The organism is [Muricauda] lutisoli (nom. illeg.) (genome assembly GCF_017313105.1).
GTDB classification, from domain to species: domain Bacteria; phylum Bacteroidota; class Bacteroidia; order Flavobacteriales; family Flavobacteriaceae; genus Flagellimonas; species Flagellimonas lutisoli.
Genome location: NZ_JAFLND010000003.1, coordinates 114178 through 126661 on the forward strand (window position 1 = coordinate 114178; position 12484 = coordinate 126661).

A 12484-nucleotide genomic window follows, 5' to 3' on the forward strand; every position below is an offset into this window, starting at 1 on the left:
CCAATTTATTTATTTTTGATATGACGTAAGGCAAATCAATAACAAGAGTTCACAAATCGTCAACATTTTGAAATCGAAAAGTGAAAACCCCAATAAAACAAGGGGTCCGGGAAAATAGTTCGATTCTTGCCGGGGCTACTTTTACTTTAGTACTTCACACTTTTTCAATACCATTTTCAAGTTAACATCATTTTTGGTCGATAAAATCGCCTCAATTTTGACAACCCAAATTTTTTTTTATAATTTTTACATACAATCACATTTGTTCTAACTTAGAGCAAGAAGTAATCACCATGTCATGAACAACCTCAAACGCGTAATTGTAGACTATAAAAAACTGACCTCCGAGGTACTCAAGCTTTTGGTGGACAAATATCCTGATGGATATGGGGACGATGATGTCATCAACTTCAAAAATATTAAAGGCGAATATATCGAGGCCGTAGAGGTTTCTACCGAGGACACCAAATATCTGGTGAAAATCAGTTCCAAATTAGAACGGACCATGGCCGATTTCGATGAGGATGATGACGATGATGATTTTGACTCCGAAGATTACGATAAGATTCCCGAGGATGACGAAAACTTCTCGGATTCCGAAGAAGAAGATGAGGACGACGAATAAATCCCTATCCCTTTAAGTTTTTAAGCATCTCTTGGGTTGTTTGGTCCAAATCAAACCTTGGTTCCCAGCCCCACTCTTTTCTTGCGGCCGAATCGTCTATACTACTAGGCCAAGAATCTGCGATTTCTTGTCTAAAATCCGGGGCATAGCTTATTTTAAATGCGGAAATGTGCTTGGCAATACTTTCTGCCATTTGTTTTGGGGTAAAGTTCATGCCCGCCAAATTGTAAGAAGACCTGACTTTAATTTTTTCTGCCGGAGAATCCATTAGGCTTACGGTAGCTCTAATGGCATCGTCCATATACATCATGGGAAGTTCCGTATCGCTATCCAGAAAACATTCATAGGAGCCTTTTTTTAAAGCTTCGTGGTAAATTTCCACAGCATAATCGGTGGTTCCCCCACCAGGCATGGTCTTCCAGCTGATCAACCCGGGATATCGAACGCTTCTAACATCAACACCATATTTTTTGTAGTAGTACTCGCACCACCTTTCTCCCGATTGTTTACTGATGCCATAAACCGTACTAGGCTCCATAACAGTACTCTGGGGCGTATTTTGCTTAGGGGTGTTAGGGCCAAAAACAGCTATGCTGGAAGGCCAGAACACCTTGGATATTTTCTTCTCCTTCGCCAAGTTAAGCACATTGAATAGGGAATTCATGTTGAGGTTCCATGCGCGCATGGGAAATTTTTCCGCAGTAGCACTCAGCATGGCTGCCATTAAATAAACCTCATCAATTTCGTAGTGCATCACCACATCTTCAATTGCAGCGTAGTTGGTAGCGTCCAAAAGCTCAAAAGGTCCCGATTGCATCAGAGCTTCTCCCCCCTCGCGAATATCACTTGCGATTACATTTTCAGCTCCGTATTTGCTTCTTAGTTCAAAAGTGAGTTCCGTTCCAATCTGCCCACATGCGCCGATGATCAAAATAGGTTTGTGCATTAAAATCGAAGTTAATTTAGTTTAATGGCAAAGATACCCTTTATTAAAATTTGTACATTCGCCTATGCGAAAATTGTTAGGCATACTTGTCTTGTTCTTGGTTTTTGGCGCTTGCAAAAAAACCGAGAAAACTACGGCCGTGGTTGAAAATGCGGATTTGGAATTCAATTATCAGAAAATGCCCGATAAAATTGGAATAAACCCGGAAGCAACGGCCATTGTAGAAAAATGGGAAGAGTTCAAAGCGCTGAATTCCAGCATTGATGTACTCTATAAATCCACTAATAACGAAGATTTGGCATTAGCTATTGATGACCTTATAGAAAAGGAAAAGAATATGGCCGATGGAGAGTACCCTGAACTTTTTGACACCTTTCAAGTAAAAAGCAGGCAAAGGGTGCTTCGTACTTTTTTGTACAAGGTAAAAGCAAGTATATTGGAAAATCAACCCACCACGGAGCCAACGATAGCTGTATTGGAAGCATACAATAATATCCGCCGACAGCTAAATGTGCTCGTAAATAGCCAGTTGGATAAAAAACTGATTTTAGATGAAGCATAAAATTATTTTGTTGACCTTGTTCATGGCTTCCATAACATTTTATGGTCAGAATTCAGAAAAGCAAAAGATAAATGAGGTGTTGGATAGTTGGCACTTGGCAGCTGCCAATGCCGATTTTGATGCCTATTTTGATAAAATGACAGATGACGGTGTGTTTTTGGGAACAGATGCCATGGAGAATTGGCAGAATGAAGAATTCCGAACCTTTTCCAAACCCTATTTTGATAAGGGTAAGGCATGGAGCTTTACATCGGTTCAACGAAACATTTATTTGAACGAATCAAAAACCTTTGCTTGGTTTGATGAACTTCTGGACACCCAAATGAAGATTTGTCGTGGTTCGGGAGTGCTCAAAAAAGTAAATGGGCAATGGAAAATTGCCCATTACGTGTTGTCTATAGCCGTTCCAAACGAAAATGTGGCGGAACTTATCCAAATCAAGGAAGAAAAGGATAATGAACTCCTGCAGGAACTAAAAAAGAAGCAGTAATTTAGTTTTCAGCTCCCTCGGTAGGCTCTTTTTTTCTGGATTCCAGCGCCTGCTTGCTTAAGCTCGCCAAGTTAAAGTTAGGCGCAATTTTAAGGGCTTCGTCGATAGAAGCAATGGCACCATCAATATTTTCTTTGTCCTGATTAAAATCGGCCAAACCTTTTAAATGGTAGAAAGCGGCTTTTAAAGGCACCTCGTAAGGTTGCTGTCTCTCGTAAAAAGCGTATTTCATATCATCGGTGGAATTGGCAATACCATAATCGATATTGGCTCCGGCTCCGGCCATATCACCTGTTTGAATTTTTAAGTCGGCCATTTCATAGGCCAAATAAGGCGATGGGTTTCTGGAATTCAATTCTTCGAAATGCTCCAATGCCCTTTTAGGCTGGTTCAAAGCCTTTAGGGAAAAAGCCTTTACTTGAACCGCAAGGTCAGAGTCATCGGCATTCTTCTCTATCCCTATCGTGTTAAGCGCTTGCATGTGCCTGCCATTGTTCATGTATACAAAGGCCAAAGTATCCCTACGCTCTTTGGAAGGGGCAATAACGTTCAGGTGTGTCAAAGCACTTATTACGCCATTTACATCGCCTTGTAAGCGCATTTCATTGTAATAGGCTTTGTAATGTTTCAAAAGGGCATCGTTTGTTTGCGAAATACCAGTAAAGCCCACCAAAAGGAGCAATAAGAGTACTGTCTTTTTCATTGATCTTCAATTTAGTGCGCCAAATCTAACAAAATAATCCCAACCTATCTGTTAAGAATTAAATAAGTGATTGCAGGGATTTTTAGGAAACAACAGAGGTGTGAAACGTATGTCCTTTTTCCAAAAAGTTCTTGCCCAGAACCAATTTCCCCTTATTTTGGGATGATTCGGTTTTGTAACGGGGAGCTGGCAACCCTCTTTTCTGAGCTTCTTCAAAATAGTAGACTTGCTTTTTGGGATGATGAGGATATACACCGTTGAAAATCTCTCCCCAATACCTTTGCTCCAAAATGGTAGTGATCATATGGATGCAATCATCTAAATGTATGAGGTTGATGGGATTGTTTCCCCCGCTTAGGTTTTCCCTGCCCGATAGGGTTGTCACTGGATGGCGGTTTGGACCTATCAAACCTCCAAACCTTATGATGGTAGTTTTAAAACTTTCATCATCCCGAAATATTTTTTCGCATTCCACCAGTTGCTTGCCCGATTCTGTTACGGGCGATGTAGGGGACTCTTCCGACACTTTACCTTCTGCTTCCCCGTAAACAGCGGTACTGCTCACAAAGATGATTTTCGACACTTTGTTTTTTTTGATTTCTGCATGCAGATACTTCATCTTTTCCACAAAGTTTTCGCTGTTTTTACCGCGAAGTTTGGGCGGCACATCAATGATCAAGGTTTCGATAGGAGAAAGAAAACCTTGGATGTTGCCTTGGATTCCAGTTTCTGATAAATGTATTTCAAAAGCTGTAATCCCTTTTTTCTCCAAAGTGTTCAACTTACCCGAAGAGGTTGTGGAGCCGTGGACTGTGTATCCCTTTTCAACCAATGTTTTAGCCAAGGGCAACCCCAGCCATCCACAGCCTAAAACACCAACGTTTTTATTCAAATCGCAAAGTTTTTATGGTCAATATAGCATCATTCAGTACAAAAGGCATCGGAATACTGTTTTTTGGACGCTCTGGAATGCTAAATTCCGGATGTTTCAAAAGATCATTGGAAGCTTCATACAAAGTCAGCTCCAAAACGGAATCTTTTGGGAATTTCAACTGTAATTCCGTAAAATCATTATTGCTAATGTAGTGCGTTACCAATTTGCTCCTTCGGTTTTCCAGAAAGTAGGACGATAATTCAACACGATTTACCGTAGCGGACTTTAAATCAATGGGATTTGTAAATACCTCCAGTCTATTTACATCCCTTTTTGGAGTGATGCAAAGTTCAATCATTCTATCGTCACCTATAATAGTATCGATAACAGTATCAATGTAGGGCAATTGAATATCTTTTTTAGGTGCATCTGCTACGTAACTCAGATTTGTACGGTACTTACTGGATATGGTCTGCCCGTTAGCTTCTCTTTTGTTGTTTTTGAAGAATTGACCGTTCCATCCAATCAATACATTGTCATAGGTGGCCCATAAACTTGAATCATTATCCGCATCGTATACATACATCAAGCTGCTTGGTTTTGGCCTTACCTCAGAGAAATCTGATTGGATGTGGCTTGTGATACCAAATGCGAAGAAGAGGAGCAAAAATAGGTAAGCCAATCTCCCCTTACTTTTTAGCTGTCCAAAAAATGGAAGGGCCAAGAAAAACAATAAAGTGGTAAAGAGGGTTGCTCCCACCATCATTTTTAAGCCAAGCCCCACGGGAAACATTTTAATGAAAGGCGAATAGATCAGTACGGCGGGCAAAGCCAAAAACACCATTAAAAAGGAATTCGGCTTTTTTTGGTTGATGGTTACCAACAGACCTGCCAATAGGCCGAACAAAGGGACTATAAAAAAGCTTGCCCCTTTTAAGTACTGAGCCACCAGCCCACAGATGACCAACCAAATAAAAATGGGTGCCACCAATAAATTGGGCGTACTTGTTTTTCGGAATTTATGATAGGTATAAAAACAAACAAACAAGGAGAACATCACATACACGGTAATGTAAGTGTAACCATTGTACGTAAACCCTTGTAAGATATCCTTAAAGTCGGGGTACCACCACGTAATTATGGACCAACAAAAATAACCCGCCAGTCCGTTAACAATGAGGGCGACAAGTACAGGCACGAACCCTTTAAAAATATCCTTTGTATTAAGCACCTCTTTCTTAAATCCTGTAAACAACAATAGTATAAACGTTAGAACAGCAATACCGAACATGGGCCAAATCCATTCAAAAGGGTAGGAGATAAGTTTAAAAAACGACATATTAAAATATACATGGTCGTTCAAGCTTTTTAAGTTACTTAGGTCAGCATCACTAAAATAAGTAAGCAGTGGCATTAAATAGCTGCCTTGGTGTGCCAAGGTGTTTCTGTCCAATCTTTCGTAAGTGTCCAATGCCGTATGATAATCATAATGGTCATCTATAAAAGCAAAATTGAAGCCTTCGATATCAGCATCCTCCCTAAAAACTGTGAGGTCGGTATCGTTCGGAAGCATTTTATAAATGCTGTATGCGAGCGAATTGGCCACCGGATATTTTGGATTGGCCCTTGTGAATTCCTTTATCAATGTACCATTGCCACGGTTGGTTTCAATAAGCATATAGCTCGGGCCTCCACTACCTCGGGCTTCAAAATTTAGGACAAGCCCAACATCTTTTGCCCATGGGTGGTTGTTTACAAAAAGGTCGGCCCCGTTAAGGCCCAGTTCCTCAGCATCTGAAATAAGAATAATGATATCATTCTTTGGAGTTTTGTTCTCACTTAAAAAGGCACGGATTCCTTCCAAAATGGTGGCAACACCACTTCCCGCATCGCTGGCTCCGTAAGAAGAATGTGGATTGCTATCGTAATGCGAAAGCAAAAGTAGGGCTTTTCCATCCCCACTCGCACTTCCCTTAATTCTGGCCAAAATATTGGTCACATTGCTTAGGTTTGCCCAATCACCGGCAGTATACCCTTCTTGTGTGATGGTTTCCAATCCCATTTTTTTGAGCTCTGATATTATATAAGCTCTAGCCCGTGCATGTCCAGGAAAACCAACGGCATGAGGTTCTTTGGACAACTGTTTTACATGCTCCAGAGCCCTGTCGGTCGAAAAGGAATTAATAGATACATCTTCATTGGCGTTATATGAAGGCATCAAGGATTTAAAACTCCAATACACTGCAAAAAATAGCAGGATCAAGGCAAGGGTTCGGGAAAATTTCATTGTGTTGGCTTGTTGAATCTTAAAAGTATGAAATTATGAAAGGTTCTCATATTTTGATGGGTAAAATTAGGTTATTCACCAAAAAAAGCTATATTTATTAGACAACTTTAAAATCTAACCGTATGGCAATCAAGAGTTTTCAAGGCGTAAGGTCTAAGGAAGAGAACAAGAAGAAATACAATGCCCCGATTTTGGTGGAAGATTACATGACCAAGAAATTGATCACCTTTTCTCCAGACCAATCCATTCTGGAAGTAATGGAGACTTTTGCCAAACACCATATCTCTGGTGGGCCTGTTCTTGACAACAATGGCTTTTTGGTCGGAATTATTTCTGAGGCGGATTGTATGAAACAGATATCCGAAAGCCGATATTTTAATCAACCTATTTTGGATAAGAACGTGGAGCGGTTTATGACCAAAAATGTGGAGACCATCCCGCACGACATGTCCATATTTGATGCGGCCGGTGTTTTTGACAGGCATAATAGGCGCAGGCTCCCTGTAATGAAAAACGATGTTTTGGTAGGGCAGATCAGCCGAAAGGATATTGTTGTTGCGGCTTTAAAGCTTACTTCCCATAGTTGGAAATAGTTTACTCCCTTTTAACAATCATAAAATAGTCGTTGTCGAGCGGTAAATAGCCAAGATCGTAGACGAAAAAGTAAGTGCTGCCCTTTTTGGTGGTGTACAGGTTGGTGATGTACTCAAAATCAAAACCTTTGTCCAGTAAGCGCATTTTTGTGGTCTTTGTTTTACCGTCCCTAAGAGGAAAGCTATCCAAAATCCTATAATTCTTGCGAAGCTTATTATTGATATTTCGCACTAGATTTTTGCTATCTCTGTTGAGCAGATTGTTATAGGCATTCCTGCAATGGTCGGAACAGTATTTTTGGTCTATACGGCCCAGTAGCTTTTCACCGCATACCAAACATTTTCTTTCGGGCATAGGATAAGATTAGGTCACCACAATATCATACTTTTTTAATAAACCGATTAATCCTTCTTTGCTGAAACGGGCTTTCTTCAGGTGATTGATGGCGGGGTCGATAGTAAAATTTATCGCAGAAGTAAAATCAGCTTGCTCTAGTTCGGTACCATCAAATAAGGCATTTTCAAAATCACAGTATGGAAACTTGCCTTGTTTTAAAATAGCCTCCGAAAAATCGGTTTGATGAAATTTACAACCTTGGAATACGATACCGGGTAGGTTTAAACCGTTAAAAGATGCCACAGAAAGATTGCACCCTATAAAATGTAAGGACAACAAAAGTGGGTTGCAGGTTTCAAACCGGACCCCTACCATTTTGCAATTTTCAAAAGTTACATTGTTAAAAGTGGTATGGGCAATATTGGCATTGGTGAGATCGCAGCCCTCAAAGGTGCAATCCACAAAATTTTGGTTGTCCAAGTACCCCTCGGCGAACAGGCAGTCCACAAAACGGCAATTTTCGTAATCGCCCTTGGGCAATTTTTGCTGTGTATAATCCTGTTTTGTGAACTCCTGATCCGTCCAAAAGTTAGATGCCATTACTCTCCTGTTAAAATAATAGCAGGTATGTCCAACGCTTTAAACATGTTGTTGTATTCTTTCATGCCGTTTCCTACAATATCATTTTTCTCATCTTCAAAGGTTTTCCATTCGGCCATGTTGTCCCTGAAGAGTTCTTTAGCCCCTTCGGTTACTTTGGGCTCGGCCACGTCTATAAAACCTCTCAAATGCATAAAATCGGCATTTAGCTTGCTGCTAAAGTTTACTACATCTTGGAAGGTTTTTTGTTTGGGCTGAATCAAATTCTCTTCCCAAGTATTGATGCGCTCCAAAAGCGCATCGCCTTTCTCCAGCAATTCTTTGGCACTTTCATTGTCCTTGAGCAGTTCCTTATATTTTTTGAGCTGGCTTTTTGCCATGCGCATTTGGTTGACCGCCTTGTGCATATTCACCAAAGTTTCGTCAATTCGTGTCAAGTAGGACTGTTGTTCTGCATAATCGGCAGCAGTGGCATCGATCAATGGATCTGCCATTACCACCGCTTTGGTTTCTACTGTTTCATTTTCCATGGATAGGCGAAGTGTGTAGGTGCCTGGTGCCACTCGTGAACTTCCATAACCATCATAGCCAAAAACATTTTCTATAGAAGGTGAGGGTTCACGGTAAAAATCCCAAGTAAATCGGTTGTACCCTTTGGCTGCTGACAACACCTTTGGTTTTGAGGGTCCACCAGGCCAGCTCTTGAAATCTTTGGGAGCTTGGTTGGTATAGGTTCTGATGACCTTTCCGCCCGAGAGTACTTCCAGTTTTAGCTCGGTGGAATCCAATTTTTTGGGCAGGTAGTAATCGAATGTTACTCCAGATTTAGGGTTCTGACCCAATCCTGGCACATATTCGTCAGTGCTACCGTTAAAAATTCGGTATGATGGTTTAGGTGTTACAATTTGAAGTGAATTGGCAGGGGTCAAACTATTTTGAATGGCGCCTAGGTCATCCAAAATCCAAAAAGCCCTTCCTGCTGTAGCAGCAACCAAATCGTTATCTTGAATGATAAGGTCATTGATCGGAACAACAGGCAAATTCAATTGCAACGGTTGCCAATTTTGCCCGTCATCCAAGGAAACATATAGTCCCGTCTCTGTTCCGGCGTATAACAATCCCTTTTGTTTTTTGTCTTCACGGACAACGCGTGCAAAGGTGTGTTCCCCATCTATTCCATTGGTGATCTTTGTCCAAGTTTGGCCATAATCCTTTGTTTTGAAAATGTAGGTGTCCAAATCCATGAACTTGTATCGCATTAAGGTAATGTAGGCATTAGCAGGATCGTGTGGAGATACCTCAATACTGTTGATGATACCTTCTTTAATGTTCGGAGGGGTGATGTTCTCCCAAGTTTCACCACCATTTTTCGTAATATGAACCAGTCCATCATCGGAACCTGCATAAAGGACCCCTTGCTCATGGGGCGACTCCACCAAGTACATGATGGTGTTATAGTTTTCACCACCTGCGGCTTCGTTGGTATATGGCCCGCTTCCGGGTCCCTGTTTCTCAATTTCATTTCTTGTAAGGTCTGGGCTTACCACATCCCAGCTATATCCTCCGTCAGTTGTTCTAAAAACTACGTTACCAGCATGATAAATTGTGTTACGGTCATGGGGTGAACTAATGATGGGAGCATTCCAATTGTAACGGAATTTAAAATCCTTTGGAATGTTCCCCAGCCCCAATTCTGGATATTCTTTTATGGGTTTTGCCTCGCGGGAAGCTTTGACCCATTTTTCAATGATTCCCTGATAGCATCCACCGTAAACAAACTCCGGGTTATCAGGGTCAAAGGCCAAATACGCACTCTCGCAACCTGCAACGGCATACCAGTCCTTCCAATCTATACCGCGATCTCTTGTTCTACTTGCAATAGCAACGGAAGAATTGTCCTGTTGTCCTCCATACACATGGTATGGCACTAAATTATCCGTGATTACTCGGTAAAACTGTGCGGTGGGTTGGTATTGTTGCGAACTCCAGCTCATACCACCGTTGTTGGACACATTGGCGCCCCCATCATTGGAATTGACCATGACCTGATTGTTCTCAGGATGTATCCAAAGGTCATGATTGTCTCCATGTGGGGTTGAAACGGGATTAAAGGTTTTGCCACCATCAATGGATTTGGTCACTGGAGCGTTCAGTACATATACGATGTTTTCGTCTTGGGTGTCGGCGAATATTTCCATGTAGTACCAAGATCGTGCAATATTGATTCGGTTTTTATTGGTCTGTTTCCACGTTTTTCCTGCGTCCATACTTTTGTATACGCCACCTTGTTCACCTTCGGCTTCAAGTACGGCATATACCACATCCGAATTTGCCCTGGAAACGGAGATACCGGATTTTCCAAATTCTTTAGGTAAACCTTTTTCCATCTTGTCCCAGGTAGTCCCTCCGTCGGTGGATTTATAAAATCCAGATGAGGCTCCTCCCGAAGTAATCGTCCAAGGGGTTCTTTCGTGTTGCCATAGGGCGGCGTACAAAATCAGGGGATTGTTCATGTCCATGCTAAGGGACGAAGCTCCAGTGATTTCGTTTACGTAAAGTACCTTTTCCCAAGTTTCCCCTCCATTGGTAGTGCGGTAAATGCCCCGGTCTTCGGATGGTCCATACTGCGCACCCTGGGCCGCGACAAAAATAATGTCGGGATTGGCGGGGTGAATGATCACATCGGAAATATGACGGGTATGATCCAGCCCAATGTGTTTCCAGGTCTTTCCTGCGTCGGTGGATTTGTAAACTCCATCCCCCATAGAGGTCATTACGCCCCGAGCTGCATGTTCCCCCATTCCAGCGACAACGATGTTCGGGTTGGTTTCGGAAACGGCAATATCGCCTACGGTGCCTGTTTTTAGGAACCCATCGGAAACGTTTTTCCAAGTGATGCCGTCATCTGTAGTTTTCCATATACCACCACCAGTAGATCCCATGTAATAGGTGTGGGGCTGTCCCACAACCCCGGTCGAAGTGACGCTTCGCCCGCCACGGAACGGGCCGATATTTCGCCATTTTAATCCTGGAAAAAGGGAGTCGTTGACTACAATGGAAGGTTGGTCTGATTTTTTGTTTCTGCGTTGGGCATCCATGGGATGCAATACCAATAACATGGCACATAAAAGTAGAAGTCTTAGTTTCACGAGAGTGTTGGAATTAGTTAGTCTGTTAAAGATACTAATTCAACTTCTTCCAATGAAACTAAATTACTTTGCTCTTTTGTAGGCAAAAAGGATTTCCTCTGTGTCACCATCTTCTTCCACAAGGACCCAGACATTCATTTGGTGGTCGCTTATTTTTTCCATAGTGAGTCCTTCAAAATACACCTTGTTCGGCTCTACTTTCACCAACTTAAAATCGATGGTTTTATCCTTTTCTTCCCAACCCCTCATATTTCCATCAAAATGTTTGAGCTGCAGTATAATGGAATCGTCCAATTGTTGGATGTGTCCCGATTCGTAAAAGGAGACTTTGTCATCGTTCACCATCCGGAAAACGAACATCATGGAATTGCCCAAGGGTGCACTCCATATTTCCTCTGCAATACCGCCAAAAGCCTCTCCCTTCCAATGGCCTTCTATCCAGGAAACATCCTCCAAACTTGCCTTGGGGGACGGTTGTCCTTCTGTGAGTTGCATGGTTTCTTGAGCAGTAACCAGTCCCGCACTGAACATTAAAATAAGTGCAATTGATTTCATGATTGATTTTGTTTGATAATTGATTGCCTAATTGGACAAAGCGAATTTTACGTTGACGTTGGTCTCCACTTTAATTTTTTCAAAGTCTATGTCCAAAGGTTGTGCCTTGTCCATGTTTGCAGAAACAGCTTTCATTTCCATCATGGGAGCTTGGTTGTATCTGGGATAGTATTGTGAATTATCCGCAATATGTATGGCCATGCCCACTTTCTGACCTAGCGGCTTGGTCAGGGCCTCAGCTTTTTGCATGGCTTTTTTTACGGCCCTGGTCTTAAGCTCCAGTTCCAGTTCATCTATTTTGGAATATTCCGTTTTTTCAATACTGGTGTTGGCAATGTCCAATTGTTCGAGGGCCATCATCACTTCCCCCAATTCCTTTCCTGAATACACCAAAAGAGAGTATTGTTTGCTTTTGAGCACTTCTTTTTGGCGTAAAAAGTATTTTTTGAAGTTGCTGCTGGCATCCTTGATCACGAGTTGCTCCTCTAAATCTATTCCCATGGCTTTAAACCTTTCGGCCATTTGGTTTTCCTGTTCTTCCACGGAAACTCGGCCTTTGGTATCCTTTTCTTGGATAATGATGTTGAGGTATATTTTATCGGGGGTAACCATAGTGTCCACTCTGGCCTGTGTTTCCAAGTATGGGGTGTCCAGAAAGTTTTTGGTCTGGGCAAAAATTGTGGTGCTGCATAAAACCGTGACTATAAAAATGATTGCTTTTTTCATGATGTAATTTTATTAAAGGTATATACTTAAGCCTTAT

13 protein-coding genes are annotated in these 12484 nt (G+C 41.8%); 4 read left to right on the plus strand and 9 right to left on the minus strand.

Annotated features, from left to right (window positions below; genetic code table 11):
- Positions 1-298: 298 nt before the first annotated feature.
- A complete protein-coding gene (locus tag J0X13_RS11480) occupies positions 299-625 on the plus strand; it encodes a hypothetical protein (RefSeq protein WP_207029215.1) in 327 nt (108 codons plus the stop codon).
- Positions 626-629: 4 nt separating this feature from the next.
- Here the strand turns inward: J0X13_RS11480 and J0X13_RS11485 are convergent, their stop codons facing one another.
- Positions 630-1571, minus strand: coding sequence for an NAD-dependent epimerase/dehydratase family protein (locus J0X13_RS11485; RefSeq protein ID WP_207071574.1), 942 nt, complete (start codon positions 1569-1571; stop codon positions 630-632).
- Positions 1572-1635: 64 nt separating this feature from the next.
- Between J0X13_RS11485 and J0X13_RS11490 the strand changes: the two genes are divergently transcribed.
- Entirely contained in the window at positions 1636-2133 is a 498-nt protein-coding gene (locus tag J0X13_RS11490) for a hypothetical protein (RefSeq protein WP_207071575.1), read from the plus strand.
- A complete protein-coding gene (locus tag J0X13_RS11495; RefSeq protein WP_207071576.1) occupies positions 2123-2623 on the plus strand; it encodes a nuclear transport factor 2 family protein in 501 nt (166 codons plus the stop codon). Before J0X13_RS11490 ends, J0X13_RS11495 begins: the two co-directional genes overlap by 11 nt.
- A gap of 1 nt (position 2624) precedes the next feature.
- Here the strand turns inward: J0X13_RS11495 and J0X13_RS11500 are convergent, their stop codons facing one another.
- The 3 genes from J0X13_RS11500 to J0X13_RS11510 all read right to left on the minus strand — a co-directional run bounded on the left by J0X13_RS11500 (position 2625) and on the right by J0X13_RS11510 (position 6487).
- Positions 2625-3326, minus strand: a complete 702-nt coding sequence (locus tag J0X13_RS11500; protein WP_207071577.1) for a tetratricopeptide repeat protein — start codon at positions 3324-3326, stop codon at positions 2625-2627.
- Positions 3327-3408: 82 nt separating this feature from the next.
- Positions 3409-4218, minus strand: a complete 810-nt coding sequence (locus tag J0X13_RS11505; protein ID WP_207071578.1) for an SDR family oxidoreductase — start codon at positions 4216-4218, stop codon at positions 3409-3411.
- Entirely contained in the window at positions 4211-6487 is a 2277-nt protein-coding gene (locus tag J0X13_RS11510; RefSeq protein ID WP_207071579.1) for a M28 family peptidase, read from the minus strand. The genes J0X13_RS11505 and J0X13_RS11510 overlap by 8 nt, the downstream gene beginning before the upstream one ends.
- 122 nt (positions 6488-6609) lie before the next feature.
- Between J0X13_RS11510 and J0X13_RS11515 the strand changes: the two genes are divergently transcribed.
- The gene (locus tag J0X13_RS11515) at positions 6610-7080 is read left to right on the plus strand and encodes a CBS domain-containing protein (RefSeq protein ID WP_207071580.1); all 471 of its coding nucleotides are present in this window, start codon (positions 6610-6612) and stop codon (positions 7078-7080) included.
- 1 nt (position 7081) lies between these two features.
- Here the strand turns inward: J0X13_RS11515 and J0X13_RS11520 are convergent, their stop codons facing one another.
- From J0X13_RS11520 to J0X13_RS11540, 5 genes are all read right to left on the minus strand, one after another.
- On the minus strand, positions 7082-7435 hold the full coding sequence (locus J0X13_RS11520) for a hypothetical protein (RefSeq protein ID WP_207029231.1): 354 nt from the start codon (positions 7433-7435) through the stop codon (positions 7082-7084).
- 9 nt (positions 7436-7444) lie between these two features.
- The gene (locus J0X13_RS11525) at positions 7445-8017 is read right to left on the minus strand and encodes a pentapeptide repeat-containing protein (protein WP_207071581.1); all 573 of its coding nucleotides are present in this window, start codon (positions 8015-8017) and stop codon (positions 7445-7447) included.
- Complete coding sequence (locus tag J0X13_RS11530) at positions 8017-11166, minus strand: VPS10 domain-containing protein (protein WP_313786731.1); 3150 nt, start codon at positions 11164-11166, stop codon at positions 8017-8019. Before J0X13_RS11530 ends, J0X13_RS11525 begins: the two co-directional genes overlap by 1 nt.
- A 63-nt stretch (positions 11167-11229) precedes the next feature.
- Positions 11230-11721 carry a DUF6265 family protein gene (locus J0X13_RS11535; RefSeq protein WP_207071582.1) on the minus strand — a complete coding sequence of 164 codons (492 nt, stop codon included), beginning with the start codon at positions 11719-11721 and terminating at the stop codon, positions 11230-11232.
- A gap of 27 nt (positions 11722-11748) precedes the next feature.
- Positions 11749-12447: an SIMPL domain-containing protein gene (locus J0X13_RS11540; protein WP_207071583.1), complete on the minus strand. Its 699-nt coding sequence runs from the start codon at positions 12445-12447 to the stop codon at positions 11749-11751.
- Positions 12448-12484 lie beyond the last annotated feature (37 nt).